At 72.8% G+C, this 15847-nt stretch carries 17 protein-coding genes; 3 read left to right on the forward strand and 14 right to left on the reverse strand.

Features of this window, described 5'->3' with window-relative positions:
- Nucleotides 1-174: 174 nt before the first annotated feature.
- The 7 genes from HTZ82_RS01325 to HTZ82_RS01355 form a co-directional block, all read right to left on the reverse strand.
- The gene (locus tag HTZ82_RS01325) at nt 175-1407 is read right to left on the reverse strand and encodes a beta-ketoacyl synthase N-terminal-like domain-containing protein (RefSeq protein ID WP_175407385.1); all 1233 of its coding nucleotides are present in this window, start codon (nt 1405-1407) and stop codon (nt 175-177) included.
- On the reverse strand, nt 1404-2381 hold the full coding sequence (locus HTZ82_RS01330) for a hypothetical protein (RefSeq protein WP_175407386.1): 978 nt from the start codon (nt 2379-2381) through the stop codon (nt 1404-1406). Before HTZ82_RS01330 ends, HTZ82_RS01325 begins: the two co-directional genes overlap by 4 nt.
- 57 nt (nt 2382-2438) lie before the next feature.
- On the reverse strand, nt 2439-3248 hold the full coding sequence (locus HTZ82_RS01335) for an alpha/beta fold hydrolase (RefSeq protein WP_254711548.1): 810 nt from the start codon (nt 3246-3248) through the stop codon (nt 2439-2441).
- On the reverse strand, nt 3245-4564 hold the full coding sequence (locus HTZ82_RS01340; RefSeq protein WP_375540767.1) for a beta-ketoacyl-[acyl-carrier-protein] synthase family protein: 1320 nt from the start codon (nt 4562-4564) through the stop codon (nt 3245-3247). Before HTZ82_RS01340 ends, HTZ82_RS01335 begins: the two co-directional genes overlap by 4 nt.
- Nucleotides 4565-4605: 41 nt before the next feature.
- The gene (locus HTZ82_RS01345) at nt 4606-4869 is read right to left on the reverse strand and encodes an acyl carrier protein (RefSeq protein WP_175407388.1); all 264 of its coding nucleotides are present in this window, start codon (nt 4867-4869) and stop codon (nt 4606-4608) included.
- Between the two features lie 136 nt (nt 4870-5005).
- Nucleotides 5006-5833, reverse strand: a complete 828-nt coding sequence (locus HTZ82_RS01350) for an AfsR/SARP family transcriptional regulator (protein ID WP_175407389.1) — start codon at nt 5831-5833, stop codon at nt 5006-5008.
- A 309-nt stretch (nt 5834-6142) separates the two neighbouring features.
- Nucleotides 6143-7201 (reverse strand): Ku protein, encoded by a 1059-nt coding sequence (locus tag HTZ82_RS01355; protein ID WP_175407390.1) that lies wholly within the window; start codon nt 7199-7201, stop codon nt 6143-6145.
- A 49-nt stretch (nt 7202-7250) separates the two neighbouring features.
- Here HTZ82_RS01355 and ligD point away from each other — a divergent pair, with 49 nt between their 5' ends.
- On the forward strand, nt 7251-8144 hold the full coding sequence (ligD, locus tag HTZ82_RS01360; protein WP_175407391.1) for a non-homologous end-joining DNA ligase: 894 nt from the start codon (nt 7251-7253) through the stop codon (nt 8142-8144).
- Nucleotides 8145-8147: 3 nt separating this feature from the next.
- On the opposite strand, the gene HTZ82_RS01365 is transcribed toward ligD, so the two are convergent.
- From HTZ82_RS01365 to HTZ82_RS01380, 4 genes are all read right to left on the reverse strand, one after another.
- Nucleotides 8148-9095: an ATP-dependent DNA ligase gene (locus HTZ82_RS01365; protein WP_175407399.1), complete on the reverse strand. Its 948-nt coding sequence runs from the start codon at nt 9093-9095 to the stop codon at nt 8148-8150.
- 97 nt (nt 9096-9192) lie between these two features.
- Complete coding sequence (locus HTZ82_RS01370; protein WP_175407392.1) at nt 9193-9864, reverse strand: bifunctional 2-polyprenyl-6-hydroxyphenol methylase/3-demethylubiquinol 3-O-methyltransferase UbiG; 672 nt, start codon at nt 9862-9864, stop codon at nt 9193-9195.
- A gap of 117 nt (nt 9865-9981) precedes the next feature.
- On the reverse strand, nt 9982-10482 hold the full coding sequence (locus tag HTZ82_RS01375; protein WP_175407393.1) for a hypothetical protein: 501 nt from the start codon (nt 10480-10482) through the stop codon (nt 9982-9984).
- A 336-nt stretch (nt 10483-10818) separates the two neighbouring features.
- Nucleotides 10819-11547: a GntR family transcriptional regulator gene (locus HTZ82_RS01380; RefSeq protein ID WP_175407394.1), complete on the reverse strand. Its 729-nt coding sequence runs from the start codon at nt 11545-11547 to the stop codon at nt 10819-10821.
- A gap of 85 nt (nt 11548-11632) precedes the next feature.
- Between HTZ82_RS01380 and HTZ82_RS01385 the strand changes: the two genes are divergently transcribed.
- Nucleotides 11633-12466 carry a bifunctional 2-polyprenyl-6-hydroxyphenol methylase/3-demethylubiquinol 3-O-methyltransferase UbiG gene (locus HTZ82_RS01385; protein ID WP_175407395.1) on the forward strand — a complete coding sequence of 278 codons (834 nt, stop codon included), beginning with the start codon at nt 11633-11635 and terminating at the stop codon, nt 12464-12466.
- Between the two features lie 26 nt (nt 12467-12492).
- Here the strand turns inward: HTZ82_RS01385 and HTZ82_RS01390 are convergent, their stop codons facing one another.
- From HTZ82_RS01390 to HTZ82_RS01400, 3 genes are read right to left on the reverse strand one after another with little or no spacing between them, the layout of a single operon-like run.
- Complete coding sequence (locus HTZ82_RS01390) at nt 12493-12774, reverse strand: hypothetical protein (protein ID WP_175407396.1); 282 nt, start codon at nt 12772-12774, stop codon at nt 12493-12495.
- 7 nt (nt 12775-12781) lie between these two features.
- Entirely contained in the window at nt 12782-12982 is a 201-nt protein-coding gene (locus HTZ82_RS01395; RefSeq protein WP_175407397.1) for a hypothetical protein, read from the reverse strand.
- Nucleotides 12982-13449 carry an excalibur calcium-binding domain-containing protein gene (locus HTZ82_RS01400; protein WP_254711549.1) on the reverse strand — a complete coding sequence of 156 codons (468 nt, stop codon included), beginning with the start codon at nt 13447-13449 and terminating at the stop codon, nt 12982-12984. The genes HTZ82_RS01395 and HTZ82_RS01400 overlap by 1 nt, the downstream gene beginning before the upstream one ends.
- Nucleotides 13450-13827: 378 nt before the next feature.
- On the opposite strand from HTZ82_RS01400, the gene HTZ82_RS31905 reads away from it, so the two are divergent.
- Nucleotides 13828-15847: HEAT repeat domain-containing protein (locus tag HTZ82_RS31905; RefSeq protein ID WP_254711550.1), on the forward strand; the 2020-nt coding region annotated here is incomplete at its 3' end.

Raw genomic sequence — 15847 nt, forward strand, 5'->3', positions numbered from 1 at the left:
CGATGGGGGTCCCCCCTGCTCGAGCGAAGCCGAGAGCTTGGGGGAGGGTGGGCACAGCGGAACCGGCCGCCCGCACCCCGACACGGCCACCACCGGGGCGGCGCCGTAACGCGGGGGGCGGGGGGGTCCGGCCCCGGGCGGGGGACCCGGGGCCGGGGTTCAGGGGCGCGGGGCTCAGCCCCGCAGGACGGCGACGCCGACCGTGCCGTCCCGGTCGATCCCGGTGGCCAGCGCCACCTCACCCGGCGCCGGCCCCCGCTCCCCGGCCGCCGCCAGCACCGCCGCGAGCTGGAACCCGCCCGCGGCGGCCGACGCGTCACCCACCAGCGGCCGGCACCGCAGCCACCGCGGCCCGGCGCTGCCGGGCAGGGCGACCCGTACCGCGTCCTCCTCGCCCGGCGTGCCGAGCGGCGCCACGAGCCGCACGTCCCGGGGGTCGACGCCGGCGTCCGCCAGTGCGGCGGCCACGCACGCGGTGAGCGCGGGCCCGGCGTCCGCCGGGTCCTGGTACGCGCGGAACCGGGTCCCGAGCAGCGTCGCCAGCGGCGTACGCCCGGCGGCCCGGGCCTCGGCCGCGGTCTCCAGCAGCCACGCCGCGCCGCCCTCACCGAGCGGCGGCCGCACGGCACCGTCAAGGGCACCGCCCCCGGCACCGCCGCCCGCACCGCCCCCGGCACCGTCAAGGGCACCGCCCCGCGCACCGCCGCCCGCATCGCCCCCGGCACCACCGCCCGCCCCGGCCGCGTGCCACTCCAGCCACGCCCGCTGCGTCGAGTACTCCTCGGCGGCGCCGCACAGCACCTGGGCGCAGTGCCCGCCGCGCAGCAGCCGGGCCGCGTAGCCCAGCGCGAGGAGCCCGGTCAGCCAGCCGCCCGCGATGGTCGTGTTGGGGCCCTTGATGCCGTGCCAGATGGCGCTCTGCCCGGCGGCCCGGTTCATCACGGTGTTCGGGAACCGCGCCGGGTCGACCAGGTACGGGCGGTCGCCGGTGAGCGAGTCGCGGGTGAAGTCCATGATGCTCTGGACGCTGCCGGAGCCGGTGCCCAGGACGAGCCCGACCCGCTCGGGCCGGTCCAGCAGCCCGGGCCCGGCCGCCTCCAGCAGCTGCGCCACGGTGGTGACGGCGAGCGCCGTGACCCGGTCCATGGTGCGGGTGCCCTTCTTGCCCAGCGCGCCGGCCGCGCTGAACTCCGGGACGAGCGCGGCCTGTTCGTACGGCCCGCCCTGGGCGTCGTCGCCGAGCGCGGCGACCGGGGCGACCGCGCCGGTACCGGCCTCCAGTCCGGCCCGGAAGGCGTCCGCGCCGACCCCGAACGGGGACACCGCGGACCAGGCGGTCAGCACGAGCGCCCCGGTGGCGCCGGCCGCCGCGGGGCCGTCCGTGCCGAGGGTGGCCGGGGCGGTCATGCCGTGCCCCGGCCCGTCACCGCGCCGGCCTTGCCGTTGAGGGCGTTCAGCAGGCGGTCGTCGAAGTCGACGAGGCTCCAGTCGCGGCGGTTCTCGATGACGGCCCAGCCGTGCGTGATACGGCCCGTGGAGGTCGGCACGAGGACACCGTCGCGCAGCACGTACGTGTCCTGGCGGGAGGTGTAGGTGAAGCGCTTGAAGACGTTCTCGACGGTGTAGACCGTGTAGAGGGTCTCCTCCATCTTCGCCTCGTCGAGAATCGTGATCTTCGAGTGCGGGACGACCGGGATCCAGTCCTGCTCGTCCAGGAGCGTCTTGATGGAGACGCCGCGGTCGGCGAGGAACAGGTCGACGACCTCCTCCATCTGCCGCAGGTAGCCGGACATCTGCACGCGCTCGGTGAAGTGGCAGTAGAAGTACGGCATGCGCCAGGCCCAGCCGAAGGCGTTGCGGCCCTGCGTGAGCAGCTCCAGCGGGTCGGTGCCCTCCGGTACGGGGACGGGCTCGGGCCGCGCGTCGGTGCCGAGGCGCTCGGTGACGTACGGGGTGAGCGCGGCCGGCGGCTCGTCGGCGGGGTGGCCGTGCGGGTCCAGGCGGAACTGGACGGCGACCTTGGAGACGACCGCCTTGACGGTCTCGCCGCCCCGCTCGACGGTGAACTCGACGGTGAGGCGCTTCCCGTCGCCCTTCTCCTTCCCGGGCGCCGGGCGGACCACGGCCTCGGCGACGTCGTCGATGTGGAAGGCGGTGAGGATCTTGGTGTCGAGGTCGGTGATGTCGGTGGTGAGGCCGTACCGCTCGTAGAGCCCGCCCGCCGGGTGGCCGTGCTTCCTCAGGTGGTCGTAGACGGCCTCCTCGACCATGTAGTTGACGTGCTTGAAGCCGATCCAGGTGCAGATGTTGGACCCCTCGTAGCGGGGCCGGATCTCCAGCCGGGTCGCGCCGTCGGCGGCGACGGTCGTGCTGTTCGTCATGGCATCTCCAGGTCAGGGGAGGTCGGTCGAAGCAATTCGAAGGGCGAGTCGAGGGGTTCAGGAACGGGGCGAAGGAGCCGTCACGTCGCACAGGAACCCGGACACCAGCCGGGCCACCCGCTCGGGGTCCTCCACCATCGGGAAGTGGCGGCAGCCGGCGAGCAGTTCGAACCGGGCGCCCGGCGTTCCGGCGGCGAGGGCGCGGCCGTCCTCGGGCCTGGCCGCGCTGTCCTTCTCGCCGGACAGCACGAGCAGCGGGGAGCGGACGGCGGTGAGGTCGAGGAACGGTGAGCGCAGATACGTCTCGAAGAACCGCATCCAGCCGTACGGGCCGATCCGGTCGCGCAGCCGCAGCGCCATCCAGTCGCGGTGGGCCTTGGCGTACTTGCCGGTCTCGCCGACCTCCAGCGCCTCCTCGAAGACGCGGTGGAAGTCGTTGAGGTAGTAGGAGATCACCGACCAGTCGAAGTCGCGCGGGCTGGACCGGTGGAAGGGGCTGATGAGCACGGTCGGGCGGGGCGCCACGCGCTGCGCCGCGTACGCCTCGGTGAGCAGGTTCGCGGCGTACGAGTGGGCGACGACGGCGTCGTACTCGTCTCCGACGAGGTCGACGAGGAACCGCACCGGGTCCGGCAGGGAGCCCCAGCCCTCGCTGTCGGCCATGGCCCGCCAGGGCAGGTCGACGTCCCACAGTTCCAGGGACGCGTCGACGCGGTCGACGAGGCGGTCCCAGACGGTGGCCTTGCCGCCGAGGCCGTGCAGCAGCAGGACCCTGCGGCCGCCGCCGGTGCCCTCGCGGCGGAGCCGTGGCGTTCCGGTCAGGCCGGCGGTGCCGCCGGGTGCGGGGGCGGCGGTGCTCACGCTCATGCCGCGGCTCCGCCGCTCCGGTGGTGGCGGGAGCCGCCCTGCCCGCTCTGGCCGCTCTGCCCGCTCTGGCTGCCCTGGCCGCCCTGCCCGCTCTCGTAACGGGCGAGGATCAGGACCGCGTTGTTGCCCGCGAAGGCGAGTGCGTTGTTCTGCACGATCCGCACGTCGGCGGGGCGTGCCTCGTTGGGCACCGGGTCCAGGCCGCAGTCGGGATCGGTCCGTCGGTGGTTGATGGTCGGCGGGATGAACCCCTCGGTGACGGCGAGTGCGCAGGCGGCCGTGGCGAGGGCGCTGGCGGCGCCCATGGTGTGGCCGAGCATCGACTTGATGGACACGGTGGGGGGCGGCTCGGGGAACACCTGGCGGATGGCCCCGGCCTCGGTGACGTCGTTGGCCTTGGTGCCGGTGCCGTGCGCCGAGATGAAGTCGATGTCCTCGGGCTTGACGCCGGCGTTGCGGTGCGCGAGGGCCATGCACGCGGCGAGGCTCTCCTGGTCGGGGGCGACCGGGTGGTGGGCGTCGCAGTTCAGCCCGTACCCGAGGACCTCGGCGTAGATGCGGGCGCCGCGGGCGAGCGCCGAGTCGAGGCTCTCCATGAAGAGGACGCCCGCGCCCTCGCCGGTGAGGATGCCCTGGCGGTCGGCGTCGAACGGCTGGCACACCTCGGGTGCGATGGTGCCGAGCCGGTAGAAGCCGGTGAAGGTCTTGCGGCAGACGGCGTCGGCGCCGCCGGCCAGGGCCACTTCGGTCTCGCCCGCCCGGATGGCGTCGAAGCCGGAGCCGATGGCGTAGTTGCCCGCCGCGCAGGCGGTGGGGATGGTCACGGCCTCCACGTCGCTGAGGGCCAGCTCGCGGACGACGCTGCTGGACAGCAGTCCCGCCGACGAGCGCCGCGCGACGACGGGGTCGAGCTTCTCGGGCCCGTCCGCCAACTGCTGTTCCATCAGCTCGTCGAGGTCGTGCGACTCGCCGTCCGTCGTGCCGATGGTCACGAGGGCGCGGCGGCGGCGCAGCGCGTCGAGGTCCATGCCCGCGTCGGCGACGGCCATCCGGGCCGCCGCGACGGAGAACTGGCTGGCCCGGCCGAGCTCGTCGGGGTCGATGCGCTCGATCCACTCGGCCGGGTCGAAGTCGGCTATCTCACAGCCGTTGGCGTAGGCGTAGCCGGACGTGTCGAAGGACGTGATCGGCTTGACGCCGCTTCGGCCCGTCCGGAGCCCGGTGAGGAATTCCGCCGGTCCGGTTCCGATGCTGGTGACGACGCCCAGCCCCGTGATGACGACCCGGCGCGGGGCCCGGTGCTCGCTGTTCACCACTGTCTCCCGTCTGTCCTGTCTTCACAGCCGGCCGGGGCCGCTTACTTGGCCGCCAGGCCCTCTTCGACGACGGCGACGACGCCGTCCAGGTTGACCATGCGGGTCAGCTCGGCCTGGTCGATCTCGATGCCGAACTCGCGCTCCAGGGAGGAGAGGATCTCGATGGCGCCGAGGGAGTCGGCGTTGTGGTCCTCCTTGAAGAGGCTGGTGTCGGTGACGTCGTCGACCTCGATCTCGAGGATCTCGCAGACGATCTCCTTGATCTGTGCGCGCTGCTCGGCGGTGACGACGGCGGTGCTGGGCATGACGCCTCCCATGGGATCGGTTGATGTGATCGGTACGTGCGTAGGTGTCTCCGGCGGATGCCAGAAGTCTGTTGCGGGCCACTGACCTGGAGCTGACGTCCGACTGACGCCCTGCCGGGCGCCCTCCGGACACTCCCTAGCCGGCGAAGGAGTCGAGGGTGCGGCGGCCTCGCGGTCCGGCGGACACGCGCCGGTCGAGGAGCGGGTCGCCGGACAGCACGGCCCGGTGGATCCGCTGGAGCCGGCCCGACGGTTCGATGCCGAGGCTCTCGGTGAGCCGGGCCCGCAGGGCCGTGTACGCGGACAGCGCCTCGCTGGGGCGGCCCGCCCGGTACAGGGCGACCATGCGCAGGGCGTGCAGGCCCTCGTGGAGGCCGTGCCGGCCGGTGAGGACGGCGAGTTCGGGCAGCAGCTCGGTGTGCAGGCCCATGCCGAGTTCGAGGTCGATCCGCCGCTCCAGGATGCCGAGCCGGCTCTCCTCCAGGCGTACGCGTTCCAGTTCGAGGAGCGTCCCGGTCCGTACGTCGGCGAGTGCGGGCCCCTGCCAGAGGTCGAGCGCCCGCCGGAACGCGGCGACGGCGCCCTCGTCGTCGCCCGCGTCGAACGCGGCCTGCCCCTGGGCGGCGATCCGGTCGTACTCCTGGGCGTCGACCGTGCCGGGCAGCATCCGGAGCTGGTAGCCGCCGTGCTGGTACAGCAGGATCTCCTTGGCGACCATCCCGCTGCGGTCGCCGAGCGACGCGCTGATCAGTCTGCGCAGATGGAGTATGTACGTCTGCAGGGTCGTCGACGCGCTGCGGGGCGGGCCGTCCTCCCAGATCTCCTCCATCAGCATGGGCACCGGCACGGCGCGGTTGGCGTGCAGGGCCAGCAGGGCGAGCAGCTGCCGCTGTTTCGCGGCGCGGGGCAGGATCGGGCTGCCCGCGGACTCGGCGTCGAGCGGCCCCAGCAGGCTGATCTCCATGGCGACTCCAGCTCGTTCAGGTCGGTGTGGCTCCTACGACCGTGGCATCCGCCCCGCGTACGGCCCAGTGCCGGCGTACTCGATCAGGGGTGAGCCGCTCACACGAACGATCATGAAAACTTCAGACCACCGGGACACAGCCGTGCCCGGCAGGCGGCAGGCAGCGGGCAGCGGGCAGCGACCGGCCCGTCACCCCGGCGCGCACCGGGCAACGGCCCGTCACCCCGGCGCGCACCGGGCAACGGCCCGTCACCCCGGCGCTCAGCGGGCAACGGCCCGTGACCCTCCGCCCGGAGGGGCACAGGTCCGTCAGGCGCTGCGCCGGCGGGACGTGGTCTTCTTGGCGGCCGTCTTCTTCTCGCCGGCCGCGGCCTTCTTCGCGGTGGTCTTCTTCGCCGCCGCCTTCTTGGCCTTCCCCGCCGTCTTACGGGCGGGTTCCTCGGCGGTCGCCTTCGCCGCCGTCCGGGCGGTGGACTTCTTCGCGCCGCCCGCCTTCGGTGCCGCCGCCGCGCGCGGCGGGGTCTTGCGGGCGCGGGCCGGGAGCTCCGTGACCGACGCGGCGCCGGCTCCGGCTTCCGCCGCCTCCTCGCCGCGCGCCTCGCGGGCCGCGCGGACGCTGCTCTCCAGCGCCGCCATCAGGTCGATGACCTGGGCGCCCTTCTCCGGCCTGGGCTCCGGCGGCGCCTCCAGGGCGCCCTCCGCCTTGGCGGCGATCATCTCCTCGACGGCCGCCCGGTAGTCGTCGTGCAGCTCGCCGATGTCCACGTCCCCCAGCGTGTCCATCAGCGCGTCCGCGAGGTCCAGCTCGGCGTCCCGCACGGTCACCGGCGTCTCCGGGGCGACACCCTCCGGGCTGCGGATCTCGTCGGGCCACAGCAGCCCGTGCATGGCGATCACATCGTCCACGACCCGCAGCATCCCGAGCCGCTCGCGCCCCCGCAGCGCGAACTTGCAGACCGCGACCTTCTCGCTGCGCTTGAGCGCCTCGCGCAGCAGCGTGTACGGCTTGGCTGCGGGCACACCGCTCGGGGACAGGTAGTACGCCGCGTCGATCTGGAGCGGGTCGATCTCGGAGGCGGGGACGAAGGCCACGATGTCGATGGTCTTGGCGGTGGGCAGCGGCAGCGCGGCCAGATCCTCGTCGGTGATGGGGATCATGGTCCCGTCGGCTTCCTCGTACGCCTTGCCGATCTCCGCCTGCGACACCTCCTGCCCGTCGAGCTCGCAGACCTTGCGGTAGCGGATACGGCCGCCGTCCTCGGTGTGGATCTGCCGGAAGGAGATCGACCGGTTCTCGGTCGCGTTCACCAGCTTGATGGGGATGCTGACCAGCCCGAAGGAGATAGCGCCGTTCCAGATGGATCGCACGGTTCAGCCCTTTCGTACCGAATCAACCGAATCGTGGGACTCTCATCGTATGACGCCGATCACAGAGGTGGAGGGGCGGCGCCTCGCGCTCAGCAACCTGGACAAGGTCATCCATCCGGCGACCGGAACCACCAAGGGCGAGATCCTGCACTACTACGCGGTCGTCGCCGACGCGCTGCTGCCGCATCTGCGCGGGCGGCCGCTGTCCTTCCTGCGCTACCCGGACGGCCCCGACGGGCAGCTGTTCTTCACCAAGAACCCGCCGCCCGGCACCCCCGACTGGGTGACCACGGCGCCCGTCCCCCGGACGGACGACCCGGGGGCGCGGCAGGTGGTCGTGGACGACCTGGCGTCGCTGATGTGGGCGGCGAACCTGGTGGTCGAGTTCCACACCCCGCAGTGGCTGGCCGAGGCCCCGGCCGTCGCCGACCGCATGGTGTTCGACCTGGACCCGGGCGCCCCGGCGACGGTCGTCGACTGCTGCCGGGTCGCGCTGTGGCTGCGCGACCGGCTCGCGGACGACGGGCTCACCGCGTACGCGAAGACCTCCGGAGCGAAGGGACTGCACCTGTACGTGCCGGTCGAGCCGACCCCGTCCGACGAGGTCTCCGCGTACGCGAAGCGGCTCGCCGTCGAGGCGGAGGCGGAGCTGCCGAAGCTGGCCGTGCACCGGATGGCGAAGGCGCTGCGGCCGGGCAAGGTCTTCGTCGACCACAGCCAGAACGCCGCCGCGAAGACCACCGCGGCCCCCTACACCCTGCGGGCCCGCAGCGAGCCCGCCGTGTCGGCGCCGGTGACGTGGGAGGAGGTCGAGGAGTGCGGCAGCCCGGCGCAGCTGGTGTTCCTGCTGGACGACATCGCCCCGCGCGTCGAGCGGTACGGGGAGCTCCTGCGGCCCCTGGTGGACCACGAGGGCGCGGGCCCGGTGCCGGAGGCTCCGTGAGCGTCACTCCTGATACGCGTCGGACTCCTCCGGCGTGAGGTCCTGGCGCAGCCGCAGCCACGACGGCTGGCGCAGCAGCCCGGCCCGGGTCCGTACGGCGTACCGAACCTCGCCCACCAGGCGCGGCTCGACCCAGTGGGCCCCGGCCACGCGCGGCACCTCGTCGAAGGGGCACACGTCCGTCTCCGACGCGTGCAGCAGCCGGGCCAGTTCGGTGCGCTCGGCCTCGCTCCAGCCGGTGCCGACGCTCCCGACGTACCGTAGGGCGCCCGCGTGGAACTGGCCCACGAGGACCGAGCCCGGCAGCCCGGTCAGGCGCCCGCCGCCGGGCAGCCAGCCGCCGACGACGACGTCGGCGGTGCGCATGTTCCGGATCTTGATCCAGTTGCGGGAGCGCACCCCGGGTTCGTAGCGGGAGTTCAGCCGCTTGCAGATGAGCCCTTCGAGCCCGTGCTCGCGGGTGGCGGCCAGCGCGGCCTCACCGTGGCCGACAAGGGCACGGGGCGTGGACCAGGCAGCGCCCGTGAGCGCCAGCCGCTCCAGTTCCTCCCGCCGCTCGGCCCAGGGCCGCCCGGTCAGCAGCCGCCCGCGCAGGTGGACGACGTCGAACAGCACGGCGTGCACCGGGTCGCGGGCGGCCAGCCGGCGGGCCCGCCCGGGCGAACCCGCGAGGCCCATGCGGGGCTGGAGCCGCGCGAAGTCGCTGTGCCCCCGCTCGTCGAGCATCACGATCTCCCCGTCCAGCACCGCCGCGAGCCCACCCGGCAGCGCACCCGCCAGCGGCTGGAGCTCCGGATAGGCGCCGGTGATGTCGTCACCCGACCGGGCCCGCAGCACCAGCGTGCCGTCACCGGGCAGATAGAACATGGCCCGCTGGCCGTCCTGCTTCGTCTCGTACGCCCAGTGGGGGTCCTGGGCGGGGGGCGGCAGGTGGCCCGGCGTGGCCAGCATCGGCGCGATCCGCGGCAACGTCGTCACGGGCCCACTGTGACCCCAGGCCCGCCGCCCCGCCACGCCCCTGCCCCGTCCGGCGCGGCAGGCGTACGGGTCAGCCGACGGTTGCGCGGGCGATGAGTGTGCCGATGTGTCCAGAGGTGGGGGCGTCGAGAACGGTCACATCGACGTTCGTGAATCCGGCATCAGCCAGGAACCGTGCCCACGTCTCGGGCTCGTAGCTGTAGCGGTACGTATACATGGCCGGCCCGGCGAACCCTCCCTTGTACATGCCTTGTGGTCCGTAGGCGCCGGGGATGGCGGGCGGCTGGGAGAAAACGAACCGCCCGCCAGGGTTGAGGCGCTGGGAGACCAGGGGGAACAGGCGCTCGGGGGCGGTGAACCAGGCCCCGCCGAACATGGAGAACACGGCGTCGTAGGTGCGGGTGTCCCCAGCCAGGTACTCCAGGACTTCGGCACACACGAACTCGACTCCGAGGTGCCCGTAGCGCTCGGTTGTCCGGGCGACGGCTCGGGGTGAGAGGTCTACGCCGGTCGCCTTGATTCCCTGAGCGGCCAGATATGCGAGGGCACGGCCGGTGCCGCAGCCGATCTCCAGGACAGTGGCGGGGTCACCGAGCAGGGCGGGGCCGGGATCGGCGGGGTGCTCCTTGTACTGGGTCCACCGGAACACCGGGTCTCCGTTGGAGGGGTCCTTCCAGGCATTCTCGGCGAAGGTGTCCCACAGGGCGCGCTCGTGCTCGTAGTTGTGCGGGGCGGCGGTCATGGCGGTGTCCTTACGGGGCATCGGGCAGGCCCCACCGCCCGGCGTCAGCGGCGGCGAGGCCTACACGTTAGGGCTGATCGGTCGCGGTGGCGGGCGGCTTCGGCCGCCGGTCATCCGTCAGTGGCTGTCGGGCACCTTCGAGTCGCACGGGGAGCACTCGGCGCCGTCCCGGCCCCACAGCTCCTCGTCGGGCTGGAAGCCGATGGAGCGCAGGAACTCCGCAGTGTTGAGAACCGTGCCGTCGTTGCGGCGCTGGATGAACGGGGCGTGGTGCTTGTAGGCGCCGCCGTTGTAGAGGTCGCACAGTGCGAAGTACACGGGGCTGTCGAGGATGATCTGGTGGACCCCGATGTCGACGACCTTGCCGACGCCGAGGTGAACCTGGGGGTGCTCCATCGACGCGATCATGTACATCACGGCGTTGCCGAGGATGCGCTCGGCCAGGTCCCGGACCATGACCTCGTCGCGCAGCAGAAGAGCGACCTCGCGGTCCCAGACGGTCATGCCGCTGTCGAGAACGTTGATGGTCAGGTGCTTGATGTACGGCTGGACGGCGTTGAGAAGTTCCTTCGGATCCCGCGTACGCGTGTCGGCGGGGTTGTCGACGGTGACGGTCATGTGGTCGTGCTCCTCTCGATCAGATTCGAGTGGTGCCGCGGGTGTGGTGCCGGCCGACCCGGGGAAGCCGACCGGCACCGTCTCCGCCCGGCTCGACCTGTCCAGGGATGTTCCGAGCGGAGTCCGTGTCATCGGCGGGGGTTCTGGCGCTGTGCGTCGGGGTCATCGTCGCCTCAGCCGGTCGCGTGGATGGGGCGCCGGCCGTGCCCTACGAGGGAAGGACACGGCCGCGCAGCCGTCACCGCACCCTTGGTGGGTAGCGGTGCGCGCACACTGATCTATGCGCTACGACACACCCCTACAGTGGACCGGTGGACCGGTCCAGTCAAGGGGGCGTCAGCTATCCATGCCCATGGGGTAGTTGTCGATCAGCTCCCACAAACCGGACGGCGTCACGCCCTCCTCGCAGACCAGCGGCCTGCCGTCCTGGTCGTACGCGGTATGCAGCACGACGGCCACAGCAGTCGGGCGTTTCACCCCAAGGTGTTCAGCCTCCGTCCTGGTTGCCAGGCGGACCGTCGTGACGTCCGTGCCGCGGGCCGGGCTGCGGCCGGTCTGCCGCCGCACATAGTGCGTGGTGCCTTCCGCGATGGGCCCCGAGGCCGACAGTCGCGGGCACTGCTCGGCGATGTCCGGAGGGAACCAGGCGACCACGAAGGACATGGGGGCGCCGTCCTCCGCCTGGACCAGCCGGGCCCGGTGCAGCGCCACCGAACCGGGAGGCAGCGCGAGCGCGTCGGCGACATGGGACGGCGGGACCAGCATCTCCGGTGTTCCCAGTCGACGGAAGGGCCGCCCGCCAGACGCGCGGCTCGTTCCCGCGCGCCGGCCACCGGCCGGACGGGCAACGGGGATTTCCACGACAGTGAACCCGCGACCCTGGTGCGGAGTCACCAGACCGTCCGCGCGCAGAATGTCCATGGCCTTGATCGCCGTAGCGCGGGAGACCCCCCACTGCTCACAGAGGTCGCGACTGGACGGCAGAATCCCGCCCGGCGCGACCTCACCATCAGCGATCCGGCGCCGCAAATCTTCGGCGATGAGTTCATATTTGAGTGGCGGCATGAGGGCGTCCCATCGCGAGATGACCGGTTAACCGGTCAGGTTAGGGTCTAGCGTCTCACAAGGGCCAGCCGCCACACTTCCGGCCATGACCTCGACCCACGAGATCCCGCCGGCCATCGCACCTGAAATCCTCGCCTTCTACGGCGAGACGATCGACGAGTCCGAACGGCTCACCTCCACCGCTGACGGCATGCTCGAAATGGTGCGCACGCAGGAACTGCTGCGCCGTCACCTCCCCGAGCCCCCTGCCCGCGTGCTGGACGTCGGAGGCGGCCCCGGCGCACATGCCCAGTGGCTCGTCGAAGACGGCTACACCGTCCACCTGGTCGACCCCGTCCCCCGCCACATCGAGCAAGCCCGCGAGACCGGTGCCACCGTCGAACTCGGCGACGCCCGCGCCCTGACGGCGGACGACGGCACCTATGACGCGGTACTCGTCCTGGGACCGCTGTACCACCTGCTCCAGCGGAAGGAGCGGCTACAGGCACTGGCGGAGGCGCGCCGCGTCGTGCGCCCCGGCGGCCTGGTCGCCGCTGCCGCGATCGGCCGCTACGCCTCACTGTTCGAGCACACCGCCACCACGTGGCTGGGCACCAAGCAACGTGTCCGCGACGCCGTTGTGGACATTCTCTCCACCGGCATCCACGTGCCCGGCCGGAAGGGCTTCACCGCGGCGTACTTCCACACCGCCGACCAGCTCGCCGAGGAGATGACGACGGCCGGGCTCAACGGGGTCAGCGTGTACGGGATCGAAGGCCCGGCGTGGGGCGCGCTGAAGGCCGCCGAACAGCACACGGGCGCCCGGCTCGACTCCGACAGCCCGCTGTTCGCCTCCGCCCTCGAAGCGGCACGTCTTGCCGAGCCGTACCCCGAACTCCTCTCCACCGCCTCGCACATGCTCGCCGTCGCCCGCGCCTGACCGAGGGGGGCATGGCGCTGCTGGGATCAGGAGGCCTGGTCGCCTTTGGCCTTCGCTGCGCCGAAGATGGCGGTGACGATGGCGCGGGTGAGGGCGCAGAGGACGAGGAAGAGGATGCCGGAGCCTATGAGCGAGCCGCCGGCCCAGGCAGCGCCGAGGTTCACGGTGTCGTCGCTGGTGGTGTAGGTGGTGCCGCCGTCGTCGCTGCTGTTCGCAGCGACGATGATGCCCAGGACGATCATGACAGCAGCGCCGATGGCGACGGAGCGGAGGAGCTCGTTGGAACGCTGTTCGGGGGTGGGGTTCATGGGCCTTCTACCAATCGTCGTCGGAGTACCCGCCGCCCCCAGTAGTGCTGGGGACGTAGCGGGCGGGCTTGTCTTCGGGGGTACAGGCGGATGCGATGCCGCCGATGGCGAAGAGGATCAGGAGGACGAGGAGGCAGCCGCAGCACGCCACGCCTCCGGCGTCGGACACCGGGTCGGACGGGCTCTCCCCCTTGCTGAGGTTGACCACTACTCACACCCCACGCCGTCGCCGTCGCGGTCCAGGTGGCGCCCGTAGCCGGGCTCACCCGCGTACACCGGAGCCGCGCCGGCCGCGCGGGCGGCGGAGCAGTTCTTGTAGTAGACGCTGCCGCCTCCGCCGGAGCTGGAGGAGCCGCCCGAACTGGAGCCGCCAGAGGAGGAGTAGACGGTCTCCGTCGCGGTGACGGTCACGGTGGGGGCGGGTGCGGTCTCGGTGACCGTGGCGGTAACCGTGGGCGTGGCGGTGGGCAGCGTGGTCGGCGTCGCGGTGACGGTCGCGGTGGTGGTCACGGTGGGGCCAGGAACCGTCTTGGTGACCGTCTCCGGCTCCGGAGAACAGGCAGCGGCTATGAGAGCGATGACGAAGACGACGGCGACCATGCCGCCGCAGCCGAGGGTGGTCTTCTGCGCGGTGCCGAGGGCGTTGCGTGCGGGTGGCCGTGAGTACGTGGACATGCATTCCCCCCTGGAATACCGGCGGTTAGAGCGCCACTCAACATACACAGACTGTTGAAGGATGCTACCGGCCGGTACGCATCGTGAGACGCCCTCCAAGGCGGCCATGACGAAGCCCGCGCCTGGTCCGGCGGCTCTGCCCCTACCGGGAGAAGGCTCAACCCCGACGGCGGGCGTGCGAGTACGCCGCCGAGCCGGTGGAACAGCCGGAGTGCCGGCCCGGCAAGAAGCGGGCAGACACACAAGGGAACAACACGGGAACAGTTGCGCGGACATGTGTCCAAGGCGTGTCCCGGGCGTGTCCGATTGCCGGGGCATCGACGGTGCCGGTGTGGTGCACTATTGCCCCCAAGTGCAGGGTTCACGGGGAGGGAAGGCATGTTCACGGGGATCGACGAGGTCGACTGGGCCTCGCTGGGTCATGCCTACGGCCCGGCCGACGACGTGCCCGCGCTGCTGCGCGGACTCGCCTCCGACGACCCGGCGGAGCGCGAACGGGCGCTCGACGGGATGTACGGCGCGGTGCACCACCAGGGCGATGTCTACGACTCGACCCTCGCCTGCATCCCGTTCCTGCTGGAGCTCGTCGCCTCCCCGGAGGTCCAGGACCGGGGCTGCATCGTCGAGTTGCTCGCCAGCATCGGCGGGATCGACCTGTCGGACGACGACGAGATCGAGCAACTCGACCCGGACTGCGAGGAGTTCGAGGACGCCGCGAACTACGCGATGGCGGCGGCCGCCGTCGCCTCGGGCGCGGACGTGTTCCTCGCCCTGGTCGGCGACCCCGACCCGGAGGTCCGGCTGGCTGCGCCCGGCGCCCTGGCGTCCCTGCACGGCGACCCCGTCCGGGTCCTCGACCTGCTGCGCGAGCGCCTGACCGTCGAGACGGACACGGAGGTGCGGCTCGCCCTGGTGGAGGCGGTCGGCAGGATCGCCCTGCGCTACGAGTCCCTCCGCGACGAGACGGTCACCTGGCTGTCCTGGCTCTCGGGCGCCGCCCAGGACCCGGCCCTCCGCCTGGCCGCCCTCGCCCAACTGGCCCGCTGCGCCCCGGCCCGTCTGCCCCAGGACGTGGTCCCCACGGTGACGGACCTGCTCACGGAGCTACGGGCCCCTGAGCCAGGCCCGCCCGGCCCTGCCCGGCCGCGCGGAACGCACGAGTCCCCCGGCACACCCGCCCCGCGAAGCCTGCCCGGCCTGCCGGGCTTGCCGGGTCTGCCGGGTCTGCCGGACGGAGTCGGGACCACCGGGGCAGCCGGAGCTCCAGGGGCGAACGGGGCCGCTGGGGCCGGCGGTGGAGGGTCCAGGACGTCCGGGGCCGCCGGGGCCGCCGGGGCTTCCGGAACCGCCGGGGGGCGTGGGGCACTTGGGGCGTCCGGCCTGTCCGGCGGAGGCGGCGACGCCAGTACGTCCTACGGGTGTGCCGGCGCAAGCGGGGCGGTGTGGTTGGGGCACGCGACCCCGTGGAATTCGGCCAACTCGCGTCCTGCGTCAGGTGTACGGGATTCGATGACACCGGCGAATCCCGCGCCCCCGGCCCCTCACCAGGCTCCGCACCCGGTCCCGCACCAGGCCGCGGCGCACCCCGCCGCGCCCACGCTCGTGGGCCAGGTGCGGGAGGTGCGCGACGAGCAGCGGGCGGGCCGGGGCACCGCGTGGGCGGACGATCTGCTGCGTACCCTGCACGGCGCCCTGGACGACCGGGTCGACGACCGGATCGCGCTGATCACCGCCCAGTTGCGCAGCCCCGACTGCGTGCAGCGCATGGACGCCGTGTGGATGTGCGGCAGCCTGATGCGCACCTGGCGCGGCGCGTACGACGAGGTGGTGCGGCTCCTCGGGGCGCAGCTCGCCGACCCGGACCCGCGGCTGCGGGAGGCGGCGGCCGGCCGCCTGGAGGACCTGTTCTCGCTGGCCCGGCCCGCCGCGGACGCCCTGGCCGCGCGGGTGGCGGCGGACCCCGCGCCGTGGGCGCCCAATGGGGTCTCCCCTGCTCGAGCGGAGCCGAGAGCTTGGGGAAGGGTGGGCGGCAGGCCAGGTTCGGCCAGCGCCCTGCTGGCCCTGACCCGGGCGGGCGACCCGCGGGCGGTGCCCGCACTGGGGCTGGCGCTCGACGAGCCGGAGCCCGAGGCCCGGCTGCTGTACGCCGTTCCGCACCTCGCGGACGCCGCCGCCCCCCTCGTACCGGCGCTGCGGCGGCGGCTCGGCGCGCTGCCGCTGGACGACGAACTGGGCGAGCAGTCCGGGCCGCTGCTGCTGGCGCTGGCCCGGCTGCGGGCGGTCGAGGCCCTGCCGGAGGTGCTGCGCGTGCTGCGCGGGGCGCCCGCGTTCCGCCGCGACTGGGTGCTGGAGGGTGCGCTGCGGGCGGTGGCCGCGTTCGGGCCCGCCGCGCGCGAGG

Origin of the sequence: Streptomyces sp. TRM64462 (assembly GCF_013362995.1) — a bacterium.
Lineage (GTDB): Bacteria > Actinomycetota > Actinomycetes > Streptomycetales > Streptomycetaceae > Streptomyces.

Coding starts and splice junctions, on each gene's coding strand:
- HTZ82_RS01325 (WP_175407385.1), bottom strand. CDS start 1,407: ATGACCGCCCCGGCCACCCTCGGCACGGACGGCCCCGCGGCGGCCGGC.
- HTZ82_RS01330 (WP_175407386.1), bottom strand. CDS start 2,381: ATGACGAACAGCACGACCGTCGCCGCCGACGGCGCGACCCGGCTGGAG.
- HTZ82_RS01335 (WP_254711548.1), bottom strand. CDS start 3,248: ATGAGCGTGAGCACCGCCGCCCCCGCACCCGGCGGCACCGCCGGCCTG.
- HTZ82_RS01345 (WP_175407388.1), bottom strand. CDS start 4,869: ATGCCCAGCACCGCCGTCGTCACCGCCGAGCAGCGCGCACAGATCAAG.
- HTZ82_RS01350 (WP_175407389.1), bottom strand. CDS start 5,833: ATGGAGATCAGCCTGCTGGGGCCGCTCGACGCCGAGTCCGCGGGCAGC.
- ligD (WP_175407391.1), top strand. CDS start 7,251: ATGACGCCGATCACAGAGGTGGAGGGGCGGCGCCTCGCGCTCAGCAAC.
- HTZ82_RS01365 (WP_175407399.1), bottom strand. CDS start 9,095: ATGCTGGCCACGCCGGGCCACCTGCCGCCCCCCGCCCAGGACCCCCAC.
- HTZ82_RS01370 (WP_175407392.1), bottom strand. CDS start 9,864: ATGACCGCCGCCCCGCACAACTACGAGCACGAGCGCGCCCTGTGGGAC.
- HTZ82_RS01375 (WP_175407393.1), bottom strand. CDS start 10,482: ATGACCGTCACCGTCGACAACCCCGCCGACACGCGTACGCGGGATCCG.
- HTZ82_RS01380 (WP_175407394.1), bottom strand. CDS start 11,547: ATGCCGCCACTCAAATATGAACTCATCGCCGAAGATTTGCGGCGCCGG.
- HTZ82_RS01385 (WP_175407395.1), top strand. CDS start 11,633: ATGACCTCGACCCACGAGATCCCGCCGGCCATCGCACCTGAAATCCTC.
- HTZ82_RS01390 (WP_175407396.1), bottom strand. CDS start 12,774: ATGAACCCCACCCCCGAACAGCGTTCCAACGAGCTCCTCCGCTCCGTC.
- HTZ82_RS01400 (WP_254711549.1), bottom strand. CDS start 13,449: ATGTCCACGTACTCACGGCCACCCGCACGCAACGCCCTCGGCACCGCG.